A 20,146-nucleotide genomic window follows, 5' to 3' on the forward strand; every position below is an offset into this window, starting at 1 on the left:
AATAGCTAAATATTGAGTTTACTTAACCAATGGCGTAATATGTACTATATATTGTACAAGTAATGCAGAATATCATGAAAGGAGTAAGCCATGAGAGTCGTTAGTTTTTCAGAAGCCAGAAAGCACCTAAAATCTGTCCTAGACACGGTAAACGATGATGCCAATGCCACTATCGTGACTCGCCGTGACGCTGATGATGCCGTTGTGATGTCGCTTGATTACTACAATAGCCTGATGGAAACCGTCTATCTGCTAAAATCTCCTGCCAATGCAGCGCACTTAGCGGACTCTATTGCCCAATATAAAGCTGGCAAGACGGTTACGCGTGAGCTAATTGATACGGTAGAAAATAGTGATAAAGGTAATAGTAGCAGCGATAATAATGAGCATACGGATGGCGATATTGAAAGTGCCTGAACTCAAAGACTGTAATCCATCCAAAGGGTCTAATAATGAGTGAGCAACTAGCATGGACAGATGCTGCGTGGAAAGACTATCTATACTGGCAAACGCAAGACAAAAAAACACTCAAGCGTATTAACAAACTCATCACCGAATGTAAGCGTAATCCGTTTGAAGGCATTGGCAAACCTGAACCCCTAAAAGAAAATCTATCTGGATTTTGGTCAAGACGCATCGATGACGCCAATCGGTTGGTATATGCCGTCGATGATAACTATCTGACGATCATCTCTTGTCGCTACCATTATTAACCAAGCAAATAGCCTTATAGATAACGCATTTTTCTCCTTATACTTTACTCAACATTTATCAATATTTTATGCATAATAACGCTTCTATTTATTATTACTATTTGTTGAGAAATTTATGGGCTGGTTCAAACTATTCATTGCAGTGATCGTATTATATTTGGGTCAAAGCTATTATTTACTGTCATCAGATCATGTCGAGCAATTCTTAGCGCATAATAATGCGCTTGCTATGAACGATCCTGTGGCCACTTGTGACAATTATAGTGGTGATGTGACAGTAATGATTAATCATAATACGCCTCAAGGTACATGGGAAGTCGAGGGCGGTAAGGATGAGCTATGCGGCTATATGAAACAATCCCAAGCCGCGTTGGTCGTGACGCAAGCCAGTACTTCAGGGTATTTTGAAAACATGGAAGTGACTACAAGCTTCCCTTGGCAAAGCGCCCGCGCCAGTTATGATGAAATCAGTAATGTCAGAATGGGCGCATTGGGTTCAATCAGCAGCAAAACCCATGAAATATTGAGTATAAAAAAAACACTAACGGGGCTTGAGATCGTATCTGTCAATTCTACTGGTGGGGCGAATATAGCTAGATAGTAAAAGCGTTTATTGATGCAACGTTTATATCTTTTTATAGCTCACCTGACAAAAAGGCTGTTAACTATGTCGTATTGCTATATTCCAGAAGACAATTTATCGCTTATCTTAAGAATCGCTGCTAACAATTGTGATTTTCTTACTTTCAGTGATTGGGAGTCAAAAACGATTGCTGACCTTTTATATCAGAGCTTAATAGTTGAACTTTTCAAGTACGATAGTGTCAGTTTCTTAACGTTAGACCATATTTCTTCCCCCTACCAATGGCTCTTTTATTATCAGCAGTTTGCTAATGCTTGTCGTATCATACAAACAATGCCTGAAACCATTGACTTAAGCACTTTGGAATACCTTAATTCTGCTGGTTGGAGTAAAAGCGTAAAAACTGTCCGCTTAAAAAAAGATGCTGTATTGGCTTTAAACGAACTGGCTAAATTAGCAACATTCCCTGAGCTAGACAAAGAATGGTTGAAATTATTTGAAACTATTAAAGGACAAAATATCCATATTATGGAGACCAATAATGCCATGAATCAGAAAAGCATAGGGCTTAATATGAAAAACAAGTCCTTATTCTACTCAAATGCTGAAACTGCAAACTGGTATGATATTTTGTCTGTAACACTTTATAGCAATAGTTTTTCAACAGACTTTATAGAATCTGTTGAAAAATTGAATGTTCAAGAAACTAGCCCGCTCATTGAGGGTAAACCTATGTTAATCGTATCTTCATTCAACAAACATGATTTATGAGCGAAGACCTTATTTAAAATCAATATTTCCATCACAAAATATTTAAAAGGACTTTAAAGTGTCAAATAATAAAAATACATTCGCCCCGCAACTATCTGTCCCCGCTACCTATATGCGCGGCGGCACCTCAAAAGGCACGTTCTTTAAACTGTCTGATTTACCTGAGCGTTGCCAAGTCGCTGGTGAGTCACGTGATAACTTGCTATTACGTGTCATCGGTAGTCCAGATCCTTACGGCAAGCAAATCGATGGTCTTGGCAATGGCAGCTCTAGTACCTCAAAGACAGTAATTTTATCGTCCTCTGACAGACCAGACCATGATGTAAACTACTTGTTCGGACAAGTTAATATCGCCAAGCCTATGATTGATTGGGCAGGTAACTGTGGCAACTTAACCGCGGCTGTTGGTGCTTGTGCCATAAATATGGGTCTGGTCAGTGCTGACAAGATTGCTAATAGCATTGATGGCAATCAAGATAGTGGCATTTGTGAAGTACGCATTTGGCAAGAGAATATTGGTAAGACGATTATTGCTCATGTGCCCGTCTATAAAGACGCAAATGATAAAGTACAGGTTCAAGAAACCGGTGATTTCGAATTAGACGGTGTCACCTTCCCCGCGGCTGAAGTTAAAATTGAATTTATCGATCCTGTGGACGCCACAAGCGATATGTTCCCGACTGGCAACTTGGTCGATGATTTTGATGTGACGGGTTGTGGCCTTGATACTAATAGCGTCAAAGCGACCTTTATTAGCGCGGGCATTCCAACTATCTTTATGAAAGCTGAAGACTTGGGATTTACCGGTACTGAGCTACAAGGTGACATCAACAGCGACAGCGATCTACTTGCTACCCTTGAAAAACTCCGTGCCAAAGGCGGTGTGGCGATGGGAGTGTTTAAAGATGTCTCTGAGGCGCAAACCAGCCAACACATTCCTAAAATCGCTTGGGTTGGCGCAGCAAAAAGTTATACGGCGTCGAGTGGTAAGTCAGTTAATGCAAGCGATATTGATCTAGTCGTACGTGCCATGAGTATGGGGCAATTGCATCATGCCATGATGGGGACGGCAGCGGTCGCGATTGCTGCTGCCGCGACCACGCAAGGTACGCTTGTTAACGAGGCTGCTGGCGGTGGCGAGCTTAATGAGGTACGTTTTGGTCATCCCTCAGGGACATTACTAGTCGGTGGTAAGACTGAACAGGTCGATGGACGCTGGCAAGCCAAAAAAGTGTCGATGAGTCGCTCAGCAAGGCGTATCATGGTCGGTGAAGTTTTTGTGCCAGCGAATGCGTTTTAAGCGCAGTCATGGCTTATTTTAATTTTTGATAGAGTGTTATGCCAACATCTCCCCAACCCCGCCGTGTACAACTAGACAAAAAACCACCAGTCGAGAAGAAAGAACGGCGGGCGCTACTGTGGGATATCCTCAAAAAACTGGCGGTATTTGCCGCGCCTTACCGCCTATTGATCATTGCCACCTTAGCGCTGACTGCCCTAGGCTCCTTTACCGCGCAGGTCAATGCGTTTGTACTGCGCTATACGGTCGATACTTTAACTGAGATTGCCACGCTTGCCGAGCCTTGGGAAGCTGGCATACGTATGCTGATGATTATCAGTGCGGTGTTATTGACCAAAGAGATACTGTCGATATTTATCTCTTTTGGTCAGCGTTTCTTTGGTGAAAAGATTCGCATCAATCTGTCGCGAGATTTATCACAGCGCATCATTGAGCGTATTCTCACTTATCGGATGGCATTTTATACCAGTAGTGAAAATGACAGCGGCAAATTGCAAACTCGTATTGATTATGGGGTCAGCAGTCTTACTAGCCTCGTGCAAAACTTCTTTATCGATATGCTACCGCTATTTGCCAATGCAATCGTGGCGCTTATCATCATGTTTTCGACCAATTTTTGGGTCGGCATGGTTGGTCTTGTCATCATACCCATTTACTTTTTTATCAGCCAAAAACAGGCAAAGCGACTGCAAGGATTTCGTCGGCAGATGCGCGGGTTTCGCGAGGCCAAAAGCGGTTTGGTAATCTCTTTGATCAATTCGATCAGCGTGGTGAAATCCTTTGTTCGTGAATCTATCGAAGCTGAGAAGCATTTAACCATTCAAAAGGAAATGACCGATAATCAGCTGCGTATTCGCAGTATTGGCTTTGTTTATGATGCCATCAAAACTTTTATTGAGCAGATTGGCGTCGTGGTTATCATCTTGCTCACGGCTTATTTTGTGCTACAAGGTGAGATGACCATTGGTATGATTTTGTTTCATGTCATGCTGTTTCAAAACGTCGCCGCCCCTATCCGACAGCTGCATCGCATCTACGACCAAATTAATAATGCATTGACCTATGCCGAAGGGTTTTTTGATATCTTAGAAGATGATAAACAAGTTGAAAACATTGCTGGTATCAGTAGCGACAACCTAAAGGGTCATATCGAGCTTAAAAACGTTGATTTTACCTATCCGAACGGCACACAAGCGCTCAAAGACGTCAGCTTTACCATCAAGCCCAACCGTATCACCGCGTTGGTTGGCCTTTCAGGCGCTGGCAAGAGCACCATAATCAATCTATTGGTCAAATTTTATGCGCCAGACGCTGGTACGATCTGCCTAGATGGGCACGATTTGGCTGACTGTGATACTCACGAGTTGCGTCAGCGCATTGGTCTGGTATTACAAAGCAATCATATTTTTTCGGGTACGATCAGTGAAAATATTCGCTATGGCGATATGAATGCTAGCATTGATGACATCATTGTAGCGGCAAAAAAAGCTTCGATACATGAACAAATTGTCGCCTTGACAGACGGCTACGAGAGCACCGCAAAGTCTTTGTCGGGCGGTCAGCAGCAGCGTATCGCGCTGGCACGTATGTTTTTAAAAGACCCGCCGATTGTGTTTTTGGATGAGCCGACCGCCAGTCTCGATGCCATCGCCAGTCAACAGGTGAAAAAAAGCCTCGATCTGATCAAAAAAGACCGTACCGTCATTATGGTCTCGCACAATATTGCTCAAATCATTGATGCCGATGATTTGGTGGTCATAGAAAATGGCGAAGTGGTTGAAACAGGTACTCACGAGGCGCTTTATGCCCAGCGCGGCAAATACTTTGAGATCTTTAGCGCCATGTCTGATAGCTTAAACTTAGACAAGATCAGCCAGACGCTAAACGGTTAGGAATGGTTAATGACTGCCTAAATCGTTATAATGCCCCTATTTTACCGCCTATTGCCAGAAGCTAGACCATTATGAATTGTGAATTTTCTCTAAAAACCTTTGACGAGCTGACCTCAGTTGACCTTTACCATATTCTAAAAGCACGCTCGCAAGTGTTCGTCGTCGAACAAAACTGTGCCTATCAAGATATGGATGAGGTCGATTTTGATTGCTTGCACTTGATTGCTCATCAAAACGCAGCGTTAGTGGGCTATTGCCGCATTGTCCCGCCCGAATTCAATAAGCTAAAATCCAATCTGTCGGTCGCCGACCCTACGATCAAGACCAACCACACTGCCATGCCTGCCATCGGTAGAGTGCTTGTACTATCAGAGCACAGAGGTGACGGCCTAGCACGCCAAATAATGACTCAGGCTATTGCTCATTGCCGCAAAAAATACGGTAAAAAGCGTCCGATTATTATCTCGGCACAGGCTTACCTGCTTAGTTTTTATGAGTCTTTGGGTTTTGTACCTGAAGGTGAGCATTATCTTGAAGACAATATCGAGCATGTGAAGATGGTGCTATACGTTGCTAAGAAAAACAAAGTAAGAAAAGAAAGTGTGGATACTGCGTCAACCACGACCAAAGTTTTAAGCTTCCTGCTTTTTATTATAGCAGCGCTGTTCATTTTAGGTCTGTTGTATTTGATGATTTAAATGGCCTACAAAGTTTTATTTCTTAACACAATTCAGTCTGGTTGTTCCATATTGAGTATGCTACTTTTGAATGATAACCGCTTTAAAAGGATGACTGCGAGCATGGGTCAAAAAAGCGAAAAGTTAGCACACTCAAGGAAGAGGAAACAACCATGTCAAATACCAATTCAGATACAGCTCATTCAAATACGAATGAGGCAACGGTAGAGAGCAATATCCGTCCAGAATATGACGATGAAATTCAAAATATCGCCGATTATGTGCTCAATTATTCCATAGATAACGAGTCACCAAATCCCACTGATGCATGGAATACTGCGCGCCACTGTCTCATGGATACCATCGGCTGCGGACTACTGGCATTGCGCTTCCCTGAGTGTACCAAGCACTTAGGGCCTGATTGCCCTGATCAAATAACGCCGCATGGCGCTCGCGTCCCTGGCACATCCTATAGACTAGACCCCATCAAAGCCGCTTTTGACATCGGCTGTATGGTGCGCTGGCTTGACTATAATGATACGTGGCTCGCTGCTGAGTGGGGTCATCCGTCTGATAACTTGGGCGGCATCTTGGCGGTCGCCGACTATATCAGTCAAAAAAATATCAGCCAAGGGCAAGCACCTCTGACCATGAAGGCCGTGCTCGAGGCGATGATCATGGCTCATGAGATTCAAGGTGTGATGGCGCTTGAAAACTCATTTAACCGTGTGGGTCTTGATCATGTGTTTTTGGTCAAATTAGCCTCAACTGCGGTGGTTGCCAAACTCTACCAGCTGCCACGCGAGCGCATCATGGCAGCTATCTCACAAGCCATCGTTGATGGTCAGGCACTGCGCACCTATCGTCACGCACCCAACGCGGGCAGCCGAAAATCGTGGGCGGCAGGTGATGCAAGCAGCCGTGCGGTACGTCTGGTAGATATCACCGCGCGTGGTGAAATGGGTATCCCTGGCGCATTAACTGCACCGCAGTGGGGATTCTATGATGTGCTGTTTAGCCATACCAATAAAGATCTCGCCACAAAGCCTGAAGACGATCGTCGCTTTAAATTCCAGCGAGATTTTGGTAGTTATGTGATGGAAAATATCTTATTTAAAATAAGCTTTCCTGCTGAGTTTCATGCGCAGACTGCTTGTGAAGCGGCGGTTATTTTGCACCCACATGTGAAAGGTCGAATTGATGATATTGAAAAAATTGTCCTAACTACCCATGATTCAGCGATTCGCATCATCTCAAAGGAAGGCGCGCTTGCCAATCCCGCCGATCGAGATCACTGCTTACAATATATGGTGGCTGTTCCCTTATTGACAGGCGATCTGATGGCGGAGAACTATGAAGATGACTATCACGAAGAGCATTTATCAATCGATGAGCTACGCGAAAAAATGGTAGTAGAAGAAAACGCGCAGTATTCAAAAGACTACCATGACCCCAGTAAGCGCTCTATTGCCAATGCTATTCAGGTATTCTTTACAGATGGCAGTAGCACAGAAAAAGTCGCCATTGAATATCCTATCGGTCATAAACGCCGCCGCGCCGAAGGCATTCCCATACTTGAGGCAAAGTTCCGCGCCAGTCTGGCCACCCGCTTTATCGACAGTCGTTGTCAGCAGATCATCGAGCTGTGTGACGATCAAGAAAAATTGGAGCAAACGCCAGTGAACGAGTTTATGGACTTATTTATGGCTTACTAACGACTCAGTGACTAATGTCTCATTCTGTTGATATATTTATTACCACGGTATCGACTCTCCTGCCCAATCGACAAAACTGCCTGATTGGGCAGCCCCCATTCCTGATAGCACTTCTAATAAACACTCGGCGCTATACGCTGGCGAGAAAAGATGTCCTTCAGCGACATTGCCTTGAAACGGCGCGGACAGCTGAGTATTCACGGTGCCCGGTTGCATGACGACCACGCACACGTCTTTGAGTGATCGGCCCCATTCGATACTCAAGTTTTTCATCCCCATATTGAGCGCCGCCTTGCTCATTCTATAACTATACCAACCGCCGAGTTGATTGTCCGTGATGCTACCGACGCGGGCTGATATGGTCGCAAAAATCGCAGGGTGTTCAGCGCTGCGTTTAGCTTTGGCTAGCAACGGCTTGATATGCTTGGCTATGAGCAAGCTTGCTAGTGCATTGATTTGCATGTTCTGTAAAAAAAACGCCGTTTCAATCTGCCGCAACGCTTTTTCTGGCTGCGCAGTCTCTGTATGTAGTAATCCCACGCAGTTGATCACCCAATCGACATGACCCACTGTCTGCTTGATGCTGTCGGCCGCTTTTATGATGCTGTCCTCATCACTGATATTCATGGGCAACCAGTGTAGGTTTTCTGCTTCAAAGTTCGGCTCACTGCGATGATAAGTGGCGAATACTTGTGTGCTATGACTTTTAGCAGATGCGCCGTCAGTTTGATCGGCAGCTGACTCTTGTACCAGCTGCTTGACCATAGCCTGACCAATACCGCCTGTTCCGCCGATGATAAGATAGGTTTTATTATTCATGTCGTTATTCATATGCCATCTTCCCTTTTTTTATAAGTGTTGGTTTTTTTATTCATTTTGGCTGATTTTACGAGCGTTTGCTATGATAAAAATAATAGACATTATTCTCATTCTATATACGCTACAATAATTTTTAGCGATTAACCCCACGTTTTTTGCTTTCCATTACTTATATTGACGTTCTTATACGGATATCAGCGCCTTATGCTATCACCCCAAGACCAACTGACCGAGCTGGTACGTGCCTTAGAGACCGATCAGCACGTCTTTGCCACTGACCCGTTACTGATCACGGAAAAACTACAAGGTGAGGATGGCACGCCTATCCAAAAGCTGCATCGACGGGCATCACGGATAGATAGCAATGGTGCACTTGCGCGGGTACTGGGCAAAATAGATGGTCGCATAAAAGGCATCATGATCGTTATGAGCGTGGTGTGGTGCATCTCGGGATTTTTGGGATTGTTTACGCTATTGCAGTCTAATGTGGTGAACTTCTTTTATGTATTGGTTTGCTTGCTTGGTTTTCATACTATTATGCTTGGTGGCTGGCTCGTGATGACACTCATAAATCGAGACCAGCAAGCGCCCAGTTGGTTTGCCAGCTTTGTCAGTCCCAGCTATCTCATACGTGGTAAAGATGATGTGACCAAGGCTGCGGTCGATCTGTATGAGCGCCAATTACAGCATAGCGGTATGCGTTGGTATCTGGGACGGTTTAGCCATCAGTTGTGGCTGGCGACATTGACCGGTATGCTACTTGCCATTATATTTTTATTGATCGTACGTCAGTATAGCTTTAGCTGGGAGTCGACCCTACTCTCTGATCAAGCGCTTGTGAGCTTAACGCAAACACTCGGCTGGCTACCAAGCATGGTTGGTTTTGATGTGCCGGATAGCACAGCGATTGCACAAAGCAGGCTGGTAACAGAAGCCATGCCATTGTCTGTGGCGCGGCAGTGGGCAGGATTGCTAGTCGGTAGTTTGCTAATGTACGGTATTGTCCCGCGTGCGATAGCGTGGGTAGTTTGTGCCTTGATGTTCCGCCGCAAAAAGATGCGGTTAGATATTAAGCAACCGTATTACCAAAAGATAATAAATTTTTGGCAGCGCCATGTGGTTGATGCCGATGACTTTACGGAAGCGCCCGCACCTGTCGCGCCCAAAGCGGCGGTGAGTGCAGGCAAGAAACTGGTCGCCTTGCTTGAATATCCTTCAAATCAGGATAAATGGTGGCAGTCAGGGTTGAATGATGACCGTCATGTTTTTTCAGAATCAAGTAAGATTGAGAATTTCGGTATTATCGATGACCGTGAGGACATGACACGGCTCAAAAACTATCTAGACGAGCACCCTGTACAAGTCCTATTAGGTATCCATAGCAAAGCGCTGCCTGACCGCGGTACGCTACGAAAACTTGATCAAATCGCCGCTCATGCAAAAGATGGACTTATTGTACAACTGCTTGGTGATGCTGATTTGACACTTGACGATGAACCAGTAGACAAGCAAGCTGTACGCTATCAGCAGTGGCAAACAGCGCTCTCTGCGCGAAAAATTGGCTTGGTTGATATCGATTCTTAAAGTTTTTGAATGCGATACTTAACAATAATTATTTTTATAAAAGGAACAAAATAAACCAGTAATATAGAAAAATAGTTATCTCTTGGATAACAAGGATGTTTTATAGTGGCTAGGAGCCAAATATGTCAACAGACAATACCCTCTTAACATCAGGTGAGTATGGTCATCTATTGGATGGTTACAAAGAGGCACTAAACCAAAGTATCTTAACCGCTGCACCAGAGTCATGGCAGCCAATGCTGGCAAGTATCTTACCTGCTCACTGGCAAGAATGGCTGTTGCCGTTAGCTGGTGGCCCATTTTTCTTATTATTTTTGGCAGAGTGGTTCTATCAGTCTAAGCGTGGGAAAAATGAAAGCTTTAGCTGGCGCCGTGCGATGACCAATTTTAGCTTGGGAGGCTCTTATCTCGGGTTTGAATTGATTGTTCAAGCACTTATTGTGCTGCCTATTTGCTTATGGCTATATCAATACCGACTATTCACTATTGAGGTGACATGGCTGACGGCCATACCCATATTTGTCGCCGTTGAGTTCAGCTATTACTGGTTCCATCGCGCGTCACACCGCATGAATTGGTTTTGGTCAGCGCATGTCGTGCACCACTCAGATGATAAGATGAATCTATCCACCGCGATGCGTCAAAGCCTACTGTACTCGGTGACAGGCTGGTGGTTATTTTTCGTCCCGCTAATGATATTGGGTGTGCATCCTATCTGGGTATTTTTCTTTTATGCGTTAGATTTGATTTACCAGTTCTTTATTCATACCGAGACGGTGGGAAAATTTCCAAAATGGGTTGAGTATACCTTTGATACCCCATCCAACCACCGTGCCCATCATGGTACTAATGGCGAATATATTGACCAAAATTATGGTGGCGTTCTTATTATTTTTGATCGCTGGTTTGGCACTTACGTAGAAGAAGATACTGTCAATAACCCCGTCAAATATGGTGCCGTTGGTGAGACCAGTCACGATAATATTATTGGTCTGATCTTTGGTGTGTTTTACCGAATGTGGCAACGGTTTTTTCGTGCTAAGGGTATTAAGAAAAAACTTAAGGTACTGCTGCGCCCACCTACGGCAATCTCATAGCGTATCATGAATACATAAAATACAGTTTACGATATGGACACTACGCATCCATAACCAACATGCCACCAGATTTGTTTTACAATAAATGGCTACAGTGCTTTGATCATCAATAACAATAAGACGCTACTATGAATAATGACAATAAAAAAGAAAATTATGAGCATCAAAAGCCTGCAGGTCTTTTTGCAGACAAGGCGTTGCCTAGTGACTCAAATAATAACGCCAATATCTCGCAATCACATGTCGCTCAGTCAAAGGTGACTCATGATAATCAATCTATATCAACTGAATCAGTACCGTCAGCTGCAACCACAAAGGTGACAAAAAAAACCATTGCCAGTGGTGAGGCGCTAAAATTGGCAGTGGTAGGTCACACCAATACTGGTAAGACCTCAATACTGCGCACGTTATTGCGTGATGTCTATTTTGGTGAGGTCAAAAATGAAGCGGCGACCACACGTCACGTCGAGCAAGCACGGCTGACAGACAGTCAAACTGGCGAGGTGCTGGTAGCATTATACGACACACCTGGCCTAGAGGACGCATCAGGACTCATGGACTGGTTGGAGGACAACACCGCCAGTCGCCGTGATGGTATTGAGCGCCTGCAGCAGTTTTTGGCGGCAGATGTTGCTCAAGGTGCAGATAGCGGTGTTCTAGACAGCTATGATTATAGCCAAGAAGCAAAAGTGATTCGTCAGCTTCTGGCAAGCGATATGGCCATCTATGTGGTAGATGCTCGTGAGCCAGTATTGGGTAAGTATAAAGATGAGCTAGCGATTTTATCATGGGCTGCCATTCCGGTGATGCCTGTCTTTAACTTTACCGATAGTCTGAATGCCAATATTGATGATTGGCAAACCATGCTGGCAAGACGCAACCTACATATCTCCACACGCTTTGATTCCGTTGCTTTTGAATTTGAAGATGAGATGCATCTCTGGCAAAACCTAGCGACCATGCTCACCCATTCTGAGATGCTTGAGCAATTGATGCAGCGCCGGACTGAAGATTGGGCGCAGTTGTATGACGAGGCCAATATTATTATTGCTGACTTTTTATTGAATGTCGCTTCTTTTGTACGCGAGATTAATGAAGATGACGACCCGATGCCCGTATTAGAACAAATGCAAGAAGCGGTTAGACAAAGTGAGCGTGCGATGCAGCACAATTTACTTAATTTGTATAAATTCTATGATAACGCAGTCGCGGCAACACCGCTTGAACTACAAGCCTATCAGCAAGACCCATTTGATCCTGAATTGCTCAAGAGCTACGGTATCCGTACCACTTCTGGTGCAGCAGCGGGCGCGCTATTAGGATTGGGGATTGATGCGGCTGCACTTGGTACGACGTTGGGTTTGGGCGCGGCAATAGGCGGTATCGCAGGTGGATTACTATCCAATACCAGTAGTATTGCCGATAGGATTACTGGGGTAAAACGCTTGTATATCGATCCTGCGACATTGACCTTGCTTGCCACCCGAGCGATCGACTTACTCACTGCCCTACGTCATCGCGGCCATGCCGCTACTGATGCCACTCAGCTGTTATATAAGGGCGAAAAAAATAGCCTTGATACACCACTGAATGACGACAGTTACAATAATAGCAATAACAATGCCGATGAAGAGAACCATCCAATCACCGTATGGCCTGCGAACAAGATCCCTAGCGAGTTAAAAAAAGCTCGCGGCAAACCGCAGTGGTCATCACTCAGCAGTGGTAAGTCTGAACAGGCGCAGCTGCTGCGTGCAGATATGGCATGGTCGCTGTCGGGCAAGTTACAGTCCTACAAGCGTGAGTCTTAATTATTTACTGCCCTATTGTTTACTATACATCTAGCCTAGCAATGTACTCAATGCCTCTATGCCGCGTATATCTGTCTGTTGAAGATAAATCGGATACAGCGGATATCTAGAAAAATTTTCTTCAATATCCTGCATCAACTGCGACTGGCGCTCAGCACGGCGGCGCCAAAACTCATCTGACTGAGTGGGTGCTATCAACTGATTGATGACTATTGCTACTGGCGTGAGCTTGCTATCCTCTAGCTGGTCGATAGCCCGTTTAGTCTCAGCTAACGGTAATACATCGGCAGTCATAACCAATACAATCGCCGTTTGTGTACGATCATGCAGCAGTAGTCCTGCTTGGCGAAACAGCTCTTTACGCTTTTCTAGCACCGATACTGCTTGCTCCCAGCGATCAGACTTTTTTGCGGCAAACGGATTGGCGACATCGTTCTTTTGAGCGCTATCCGTTTGACTGCTTTTTTGATTGTGACTGTCCAAATGCGTCGCTACTGAGCGTAGCTTGGCTTGCCGTCGCTGCTGAGCAAGTAATCCATCTGTCCATGCGCCCATCATCTCTGGTAGTACTAGCAACCGTAGCGTATGCCCTGTCGGTGCCGTGTCAAAGATAATATGCTCATAGCCTGCATCTGCCGCTTCGACCAAGTGCTGACACATGGATTCGAGCATCGCCGCTTCTTGGGCGCCGGGTGCTGATTTTGAGAGTCGCAGGTGCTCACGAATTTTGGGCATCATATCTGGATTGGCATAGGATTTAATCGTATGCTCAACTTGAGCAAAATGCTCGTCAACGATCACATCAGGATTTAACTCAATAGCATCTAGATAAGGTGATATTGCTGTTTTTGCGTTATTAAGCTGTGTATTTAGTACATCGCCCAAGCTATGTGCTGGATCCGTTGAGACAATCAGCGTCTTTTGCTGCTGGCTTGCGTAATAACTGGCAAGTGCGGCGGCAGTAGTGGTTTTTCCCACACCGCCCTTACCGCCGATAAATATAATCGGTTGTGCTTTTAGTTGTTCTACTAATGTATGTAGAGGGTGTAATGCCATATTTTTATCTCATTTCTTATATTATTCTTATTTTTCTATCATCAACAAACGATTAGCAGCAGCCAACATGGTCAAATGGGCATCTATCCATACCCATGCGAGTGTGCCATTCGTGAAAGTTTTCTAAAAATAATGGTTGCAACTCTAAGGTATAAAAGCTGGCAGGATTATCAATGCCTAAGCTCTCAGCAAACATAAGCAGCATAAAAAAATCTTCTTCATCGCGGGCAGCACGTGCCATCGTTTGACGATAAGGTGCATGATAAAACTCATTTAATCCAGCCACAAATCGTTGCCACCATGGTTGGGCGTTTTCGGTTACTTCTCGCTCGTTTGACGTACCATTATTCTCCATAATTTACTCATCCCTTTTCCTGTTTTTCTTATCTATCATGCCTATATGATACAAAAAACGCCAGCAATTGCTGCCAGCGTTTTTGAATTGATAAATATTTAGTATGGTTTAGCGTCTAAACGTCACCGCTTTTGCCTTTGTGTATCGACCATTCTTTGCGTAATACAGACAGACTCTCAAACGTTACTAAGATGGTTGCTATCAAGATAATGATATCCATAATGATAAGCAGCCAATTACCATCAGTGAAGAAAGTTTTGAGCTGAATGAGTAGTGCGAAAACGGTCATGACCAGTAGGAATGTCAATGGTGCTAAAGTGTACCAAACTGGTTTGCCTTTACGTAACAAAATAACCGTTACGATCATTAGTGTTAACGCTGCCATTAACTGGTTAGTCGTACCAAATAGCGGCCAGATAATCATACCACCAGCACCATCAATGCCACCGGCACCGAATGCTAATAGCAAGCAGCTGCCAACAGCAAGTAACGTTGCGACCACGCTTTTATTGAGGACTGGTAGGTTATAAAACTCACCGAACTCTTGGAAAATATAGCGTTGCAAGCGCACACCAGTATCCATGGTCGTACCTGCAAATAATGCGGCCATGACCGTAAGCATCGTCTGTGATAGTACCATGTCGATGCCAACACCCGCATTTAATATGGTCGCACCACCATCAATGAAAGCACCGATAGAACCGTCGCCAAATTTTTGATAGACCGCTTGCCAATCACCAAGGGTAGCAAAACCTGCGGTTGCCGCTAGAATTGCACCGAGTGCCAGCATACCTTCGCCTAGCGCACCAAAATAACCAACGAAACGCGCATCTTCCTCTTTATCAATCTGCTTAGACGTCGTCCCTGTCGCGACCAATCCGTGGAATCCTGATATCGCCCCACAAGCAATAGTCACAAACAACAGCGGCATCAATGATGGCGTGCCAACTGGCAGTGCTGTGTTTATTGCTGGCGCGACAATATTTGGCGTGCCGATAAAGATAGCTGCGTACAATAAAATCAAACCGACAAATAACTGTAATCCATTAATATAATCGCGCGGTTGAAGCAGCATCCATACGGGCAACAACGAAGCAATCGCTGCATAGGCGAATAAAATAAGAATCCATACAGCGTTATCAGGTAAGCCCATCACGGTCTCAGGTAACACAATCGGGAACATAGGGCCAAGATAGATCAGCCCATATAAAGCACTTACCCCGAGAATAGATACCCAAACCAAATTCATCTTGTAGCGATAAATACACTGACCGATGATAAAGGCAACCACCAAGGCGCCCCAAACAGGCAATACAGCGGATGGCGTTTTGATCATCATATTAGCAATAGCAACACCAAACACCGCGTTGACCATCAATAGTAACAAGAAAATCACAACCATCATCAAACTGCGGACACGTGTGCCCATGACCGTACCCGCAATAGAGCCAATCGATTGACCTCTATTGCGCATACTTGCCCAAATGGCCGACATATCATGTACACCAGCCATAAAAATAGTACCGAGCACCACCCAAATGATGGCAGGTACCCAGCCCCAAATAACCGCAATTGCGGGACCAATAATCGGTGCAGCGCCTGCCACCGAGGTAAAATGGTGCCCCCATAGTACATATTTATTGGTAGGAACATAATCGACCCCGTCTTTCATCGTATGCGCTGGCGTGGGACGACTGTTATCCAATGCTAAAATTTTGGTAGCAATGAATTTTGAGTAAAACACGTAGCCACAAAGCATAGCAGCAACGCCGAATATCAGTACAATAGCACTATTCATCTTATCTCTCCCTAGACAAGTAGTAGGTAGTCTTATAAGTTCAAGCTTTTTAAATCAAAATATAAAAAATATGCTAAATTAGTGTGCAGCGAGTCATTCATATAACCCGACCTGTCACCGAATAAATTGTAAAAATTATGTGTGATAAATATTAGCCAACAAATTTTTGCATTACACAATGATGGTGCGTCACTAAATAGCATATAGCGTGGTGAATCTTTGTTTCAAATTCTGGTTAAATGGTAACCGATTTCACGACAAATGTAACGCAAGTAAGACATGAAAAACAACAAATAAAGGAAGCACAATGGCACATTATTTTGGATTCGTACCTTCAGATAAATTAAAAGTATTAATCAGCGAGGCCGAACAAGTCGTTGCTTCAAATGAGCAAGTAGATTATTACCCTTACCGCGACGCGCTCACTCATCAGACAGCTCGTGATCTAACGGACAATTTGTTAGTTGGTTTGGTAGAGATTATCCCCAACCCTGAACGCCAAGCCGCGATGCGTAAAATAGTCACCATGATAGAACGCTCAACCGATACCCTCCTTAATATCTTACTTGGTAAAGAAAGTAACGAAGAAGTGCTTCCAAGTTTTCACTTTCTAAAAGACCAGGCAACTTTTATTGATAATGAAGGCGTAAAACGTATTGGCTTTAAGTTGTCAGAAACAGATGCTAGAACTATCGTCGAAGGCTTTGCTGCTATCACACCAGAGCATGTAGATAGAGCCAAGTTTAAAACAGCGCTCGAAACCATGAACGACGCGACATTAACCCACTTTGTCAGCCGCTACGCTGAAACGTTAAAGTTAGGTATGATCAAACGCAAATCAGTGCCAGTTGCCAAGTCTGCAATTGATAAAGGGATGAATATGGCGCTTAACAAACTACTCCCTGATCTACCAAATGACTCGCTCAATCGTTTGGCGAATTATTACCGTCCCTTTATCATTGAAAAACCAGAGTAATTGCTAAATTTCGACCAAATGGTCATATAACATTGGGAAAATTTACCAAAACTTGTTAAAATACTTGGCATTTTTCACCAAAGGTGCGCCCGATGACCCAAATCAGCAATCAAGAAATCGAAAAAACATTACGTAACTCAGAGTGCCTAATCAGCAGTATAGAAGTAGCGGCTGCTTATGAGCGTTTGGCTGCTCAGCTCAACTTACACTATGCTGGTCTAAACCCAATTGTGATGGTTGTTATGAACGGTGGATTAATTCCAGCTGGTCAACTATTGACGCATCTTACCTTCTATCATCGCATGCATTATATCCATGCGACACGCTATCGTGACAATGAAGGTACTAACGATCTTGATTGGAAATTCAAGCCTGATGTGAGTATCGAAGGCGAGCACGTACTGTTGATTGATGATATTTTTGATGAAGGCATCACTCTAAAGGCTGTTGTCGAGGAACTAAATAAAGAAAAACCATTATCTCTCGAATCTTGTGTGCTGCTAAACAAGCAGCATGACCGCAAAGTTGCCGACTTTGATGTTGATTTCGTTGGTATTAATGTCGCAGATCGTTACGTCTATGGCTGCGGTATGGATTTCCATGGTTACTTGCGTCACCTGCCAGGTATCTATGCTATTAAAGAAGATAAGGTTTAAGTCTTACCTCTAAGTGACTAACAGTATTTAAGGTCAAAAAAAGCATCCAAATTGGATGCTTTTTTTATGCTCAGAATGATAATCATAAGTACTCAAACTGTAGGGACAGACCGGTATGTCTTTCAGTCGGTGTTTGAACGGCCTTTTCAAAAGCGTGTTTTGTACTGTATATCGTTACCTGTTTTTTGGCGCGAGTCACCGCTGTGTAAATAAGCTCCTTGCTCAATAACCTTGCATGACTATCATCAAACGTAATAGCGACATGATCAAATTCAGACCCCTGCGATTTATGAATCGTCATAGCGTACGCAGTAGCGATTACCTCCTCGTTTAGTAGATTGACCACAATTCCTTGTGTCTTATTTTCAAAAAACACTTCCAATCGACTTCTGTCATCTGATGTCTGTAAGCAAAAACCAATATCACCATTAAATAATCCTAATTCATAGTTGTTCTGCAAAATCATAATAGGGCGACCGTGGAACCATGTGTTTTGACCCAGTGGAAGCTTTAGTTCAGTGAGATGCCATTGGGTGAGATAATTATTAATGTAATGATCGCCCCACTCTCCATTATGGCCAGCAGTTAATATTCTGAATTCACTAAATGTTCTCATTAATGATGCAATAGTGCTTTTTATTGATTTTGGCATAGATTTTTCTATTGGACTTTCTAGTAAATTTTTAATCTTTCTTATATATGTTTGATAATTTTTCGAGATTTTCGAGATATTTCTTTTATTGCTTAGGCTATTTTTTATCTGATTGCTTGGTACAGACTCTACTTGCAACGTATTAACGTATTGGAAACTCAAGGCATCGTCATGCCTTAATAATTGCCAAATAGTTTGAGGGTTTGTCTCTGCTCTATTGATTTGAGTAGCCAGCTTACCAATACCTGAGTCCGCGCCAAATCGGCGGCTCTCAGTCAGCTCCGCATGAATGAGTTGTAGAGATGGTATACGGCATAAATCTGCCAATACTGCGCCTGCATCGACTGCCGCCAACTGATTAGCGTCTCCTAACAATATAAGTCTTGCCCCTGGTTTTACTGCACTCACCAAGTAATTAGCCAGCTCAACCCCTAGCATTGATGCTTCATCAACAATGATAATATCTTCGCCAAGTGGATTATCGGCATTGTAACGAGGTCTGCCCGTCCGCCCAATACCTAACAAACGGTGAATAGTTTTGGCTTCTTGCAGCTGCAAATCAATGCCCGCTATATCCAAAGCCGCTTGCAAAGACTCTTGCATACGCTGTGCAGCCTTACCAGTTGGCGCTGCTAATGCTAGACTCGAACTATCCGTACTAAATCTAATATTTTCAGAATCCTCCCCTCTACTCTCTGTCGCTTGTTGCAGTGCAATAACTAACTGAGCAACGGTATATGTTTTGCCTGTTCCTGGGCCACCGGTAATGATACTAAACGCGTTGTTATTAGCGACATTAATCGCTTTTATTTGATTTTCGTGAAGACTTTCAGGTATTGCTATTGGTAAAGGGCTTACTTTTTGATCCAAGATATTGTTGATATTTTTTGCTAAATTAAATTCGGCTTGCCATGCACGATGTAGCCAAAAAGTAATGGAGTTTGTCGAATCTTGATTGTTAGTCATGCCGTAAATGATAGGCTGATTATTATTGCTTAGGCTATTTTCTTCATTATTACTATTGGTGTTAGCATTAACCTCAGCAAACAAATCATGCTTATCAACTAGGTTCATGAAAAAAGTAAAATCGGTATTTTTCAGTAGCTGAAATACCGTAGCAATCGTATCAAAACGCTTAGTCAGCATGTCCTTTTCATGATTACTCAGCGCCAACTGCACCCATAGCTGATCCCGCTTATCAAATAATGTGCTTAGCAATACAAATATCGACGTTTCGGCAGTAGATTGATCTTCTGGTTGAGTATTCGATTTAGTATCTATGAGCGCAAATATTGGCATTGCTAGCATCTCTAATAACTGTTTCTGCCAAGTGTATAGTGTAACCGACTCATTATTGATTTCACCTTGCAACACGTCTTCATTCTCAAAGGCCTCAATGGTTAATACGGTATGCCCCTCTTCCAGATGCATCGCTAACATCATGAACAATGCGTTAAATAAATAACCGTCCTCTGTCTTATCTACCTGTTTGCTCTCATTATTCGCTTTTGCATCCGTCGCGTCGTACGCTATACGCGTTTGCGCGCGGCGTAGCAAAATATAATCACTGATATTACTGGCCCAGCTTTCTTGTAAGCCTATTGCTGCACTGCTTTTATTATTATTGCTCATGATATATTTGTCTCTATTTTGATCTGGTTGATCTTTTTAGAATCTTTGGTTAATGATAG

17 protein-coding genes and 1 pseudogene are annotated in these 20,146 nt (G+C 43.7%); 13 read left to right on the top strand and 5 right to left on the bottom strand.

Translation table 11 applies throughout. The annotated features are described in order from the left end of the window. Positions 1–90 precede the first annotated feature (90 nt). The 8 genes and pseudogenes from ACTXGK_RS22920 to ACTXGK_RS22955 all read left to right on the top strand — a co-directional run. A pseudogene (locus tag ACTXGK_RS22920) lies at positions 91–351 on the top strand (type II toxin-antitoxin system Phd/YefM family antitoxin); the annotation flags it as partial. 101 nt (positions 352–452) lie between these two features. After that, a complete protein-coding gene (locus ACTXGK_RS22925) occupies positions 453–713 on the top strand; it encodes a Txe/YoeB family addiction module toxin (RefSeq protein ID WP_037025847.1) in 261 nt (86 codons plus the stop codon). A gap of 115 nt (positions 714–828) precedes the next feature. Further along, positions 829–1,314, top strand: coding sequence for a hypothetical protein (locus ACTXGK_RS22930; protein WP_443516271.1), 486 nt, complete (start codon positions 829–831; stop codon positions 1,312–1,314). Positions 1,315–1,329: 15 nt separating this feature from the next. Next, entirely contained in the window at positions 1,330–2,067 is a 738-nt protein-coding gene (locus ACTXGK_RS22935) for a hypothetical protein (RefSeq protein ID WP_439265529.1), read from the top strand. A 58-nt stretch (positions 2,068–2,125) separates the two neighbouring features. After that, positions 2,126–3,367, top strand: a complete 1,242-nt coding sequence (gene prpF, locus ACTXGK_RS22940; protein ID WP_443516269.1) for a 2-methylaconitate cis-trans isomerase PrpF — start codon at positions 2,126–2,128, stop codon at positions 3,365–3,367. A gap of 38 nt (positions 3,368–3,405) precedes the next feature. Further along, complete coding sequence (locus tag ACTXGK_RS22945) at positions 3,406–5,259, top strand: ABC transporter ATP-binding protein (RefSeq protein WP_443516267.1); 1,854 nt, start codon at positions 3,406–3,408, stop codon at positions 5,257–5,259. Between the two features lie 71 nt (positions 5,260–5,330). Then, positions 5,331–5,957, top strand: a complete 627-nt coding sequence (locus ACTXGK_RS22950; RefSeq protein ID WP_443516265.1) for a GNAT family N-acetyltransferase — start codon at positions 5,331–5,333, stop codon at positions 5,955–5,957. Positions 5,958–6,109: 152 nt separating this feature from the next. Continuing rightward, positions 6,110–7,651 carry a bifunctional 2-methylcitrate dehydratase/aconitate hydratase gene (locus ACTXGK_RS22955; protein WP_443516263.1) on the top strand — a complete coding sequence of 514 codons (1,542 nt, stop codon included), beginning with the start codon at positions 6,110–6,112 and terminating at the stop codon, positions 7,649–7,651. 39 nt (positions 7,652–7,690) lie between these two features. Here the strand turns inward: ACTXGK_RS22955 and ACTXGK_RS22960 are convergent, their stop codons facing one another. Then, positions 7,691–8,482 (bottom strand): SDR family oxidoreductase, encoded by a 792-nt coding sequence (locus tag ACTXGK_RS22960; protein WP_443516261.1) that lies wholly within the window; start codon positions 8,480–8,482, stop codon positions 7,691–7,693. 192 nt (positions 8,483–8,674) lie between these two features. Here ACTXGK_RS22960 and ACTXGK_RS22965 point away from each other — a divergent pair, with 192 nt between their 5' ends. From ACTXGK_RS22965 to ACTXGK_RS22975, 3 genes are all read left to right on the top strand, one after another. Further along, entirely contained in the window at positions 8,675–10,054 is a 1,380-nt protein-coding gene (locus ACTXGK_RS22965; protein WP_443516260.1) for a DUF2868 domain-containing protein, read from the top strand. A gap of 122 nt (positions 10,055–10,176) precedes the next feature. Further along, complete coding sequence (locus tag ACTXGK_RS22970) at positions 10,177–11,151, top strand: sterol desaturase family protein (protein ID WP_443516258.1); 975 nt, start codon at positions 10,177–10,179, stop codon at positions 11,149–11,151. Between the two features lie 128 nt (positions 11,152–11,279). Beyond that, a complete protein-coding gene (locus ACTXGK_RS22975; RefSeq protein WP_443516256.1) occupies positions 11,280–12,962 on the top strand; it encodes a GTPase/DUF3482 domain-containing protein in 1,683 nt (560 codons plus the stop codon). A gap of 30 nt (positions 12,963–12,992) precedes the next feature. Here ACTXGK_RS22975 and ACTXGK_RS22980 read toward each other — a convergent pair whose 3' ends face one another. The 3 genes from ACTXGK_RS22980 to ACTXGK_RS22990 form a co-directional block, all read right to left on the bottom strand. After that, positions 12,993–14,018, bottom strand: coding sequence for an ArsA family ATPase (locus tag ACTXGK_RS22980; RefSeq protein WP_443516254.1), 1,026 nt, complete (start codon positions 14,016–14,018; stop codon positions 12,993–12,995). A 52-nt stretch (positions 14,019–14,070) separates the two neighbouring features. Continuing rightward, positions 14,071–14,373 carry a cory-CC-star protein gene (locus tag ACTXGK_RS22985; protein WP_443516253.1) on the bottom strand — a complete coding sequence of 101 codons (303 nt, stop codon included), beginning with the start codon at positions 14,371–14,373 and terminating at the stop codon, positions 14,071–14,073. Positions 14,374–14,488: 115 nt separating this feature from the next. Continuing rightward, positions 14,489–16,171, bottom strand: a complete 1,683-nt coding sequence (locus ACTXGK_RS22990) for a carbon starvation CstA family protein (RefSeq protein ID WP_443516251.1) — start codon at positions 16,169–16,171, stop codon at positions 14,489–14,491. Positions 16,172–16,478: 307 nt separating this feature from the next. Here ACTXGK_RS22990 and ACTXGK_RS22995 point away from each other — a divergent pair, with 307 nt between their 5' ends. Beyond that, positions 16,479–17,147 carry a hypothetical protein gene (locus tag ACTXGK_RS22995; protein WP_371532171.1) on the top strand — a complete coding sequence of 223 codons (669 nt, stop codon included), beginning with the start codon at positions 16,479–16,481 and terminating at the stop codon, positions 17,145–17,147. 92 nt (positions 17,148–17,239) lie between these two features. Continuing rightward, entirely contained in the window at positions 17,240–17,803 is a 564-nt protein-coding gene (locus ACTXGK_RS23000; RefSeq protein WP_290176904.1) for a hypoxanthine-guanine phosphoribosyltransferase, read from the top strand. Between the two features lie 82 nt (positions 17,804–17,885). Here the strand turns inward: ACTXGK_RS23000 and recD are convergent, their stop codons facing one another. Next, on the bottom strand, positions 17,886–20,090 hold the full coding sequence (gene recD / locus ACTXGK_RS23005) for an exodeoxyribonuclease V subunit alpha (protein WP_443516432.1): 2,205 nt from the start codon (positions 20,088–20,090) through the stop codon (positions 17,886–17,888). Positions 20,091–20,146 lie beyond the last annotated feature (56 nt).

Origin of the sequence: Psychrobacter sp. T6-5, from assembly GCF_052258485.2 — a bacterium.
Classification (GTDB): Bacteria; Pseudomonadota; Gammaproteobacteria; order Pseudomonadales; family Moraxellaceae; genus Psychrobacter.

What these genes read in the sequence shown, in the direction of transcription:
- ACTXGK_RS22925 (WP_037025847.1), top strand. Translation starts at nt 453, where the DNA reads ATGAGTGAGCAACTAGCATGGACAGATGCTGCGTGGAAAGACTATCTA.
- ACTXGK_RS22935 (WP_439265529.1), top strand. Translation starts at nt 1,330, where the DNA reads ATGCAACGTTTATATCTTTTTATAGCTCACCTGACAAAAAGGCTGTTA.
- ACTXGK_RS22945 (WP_443516267.1), top strand. Translation starts at nt 3,406, where the DNA reads ATGCCAACATCTCCCCAACCCCGCCGTGTACAACTAGACAAAAAACCA.
- ACTXGK_RS22985 (WP_443516253.1), bottom strand. Translation starts at nt 14,373, where the DNA reads ATGGAGAATAATGGTACGTCAAACGAGCGAGAAGTAACCGAAAACGCC.
- ACTXGK_RS22955 (WP_443516263.1), top strand. Translation starts at nt 6,110, where the DNA reads ATGTCAAATACCAATTCAGATACAGCTCATTCAAATACGAATGAGGCA.
- ACTXGK_RS22995 (WP_371532171.1), top strand. Translation starts at nt 16,479, where the DNA reads ATGGCACATTATTTTGGATTCGTACCTTCAGATAAATTAAAAGTATTA.
- ACTXGK_RS22950 (WP_443516265.1), top strand. Translation starts at nt 5,331, where the DNA reads ATGAATTGTGAATTTTCTCTAAAAACCTTTGACGAGCTGACCTCAGTT.
- ACTXGK_RS22970 (WP_443516258.1), top strand. Translation starts at nt 10,177, where the DNA reads ATGTCAACAGACAATACCCTCTTAACATCAGGTGAGTATGGTCATCTA.
- ACTXGK_RS22960 (WP_443516261.1), bottom strand. Translation starts at nt 8,482, where the DNA reads ATGAATAACGACATGAATAATAAAACCTATCTTATCATCGGCGGAACA.
- ACTXGK_RS22980 (WP_443516254.1), bottom strand. Translation starts at nt 14,018, where the DNA reads ATGGCATTACACCCTCTACATACATTAGTAGAACAACTAAAAGCACAA.
- ACTXGK_RS22990 (WP_443516251.1), bottom strand. Translation starts at nt 16,171, where the DNA reads ATGAATAGTGCTATTGTACTGATATTCGGCGTTGCTGCTATGCTTTGT.
- ACTXGK_RS22930 (WP_443516271.1), top strand. Translation starts at nt 829, where the DNA reads ATGGGCTGGTTCAAACTATTCATTGCAGTGATCGTATTATATTTGGGT.
- ACTXGK_RS23000 (WP_290176904.1), top strand. Translation starts at nt 17,240, where the DNA reads ATGACCCAAATCAGCAATCAAGAAATCGAAAAAACATTACGTAACTCA.
- ACTXGK_RS22975 (WP_443516256.1), top strand. Translation starts at nt 11,280, where the DNA reads ATGAATAATGACAATAAAAAAGAAAATTATGAGCATCAAAAGCCTGCA.
- ACTXGK_RS22965 (WP_443516260.1), top strand. Translation starts at nt 8,675, where the DNA reads ATGCTATCACCCCAAGACCAACTGACCGAGCTGGTACGTGCCTTAGAG.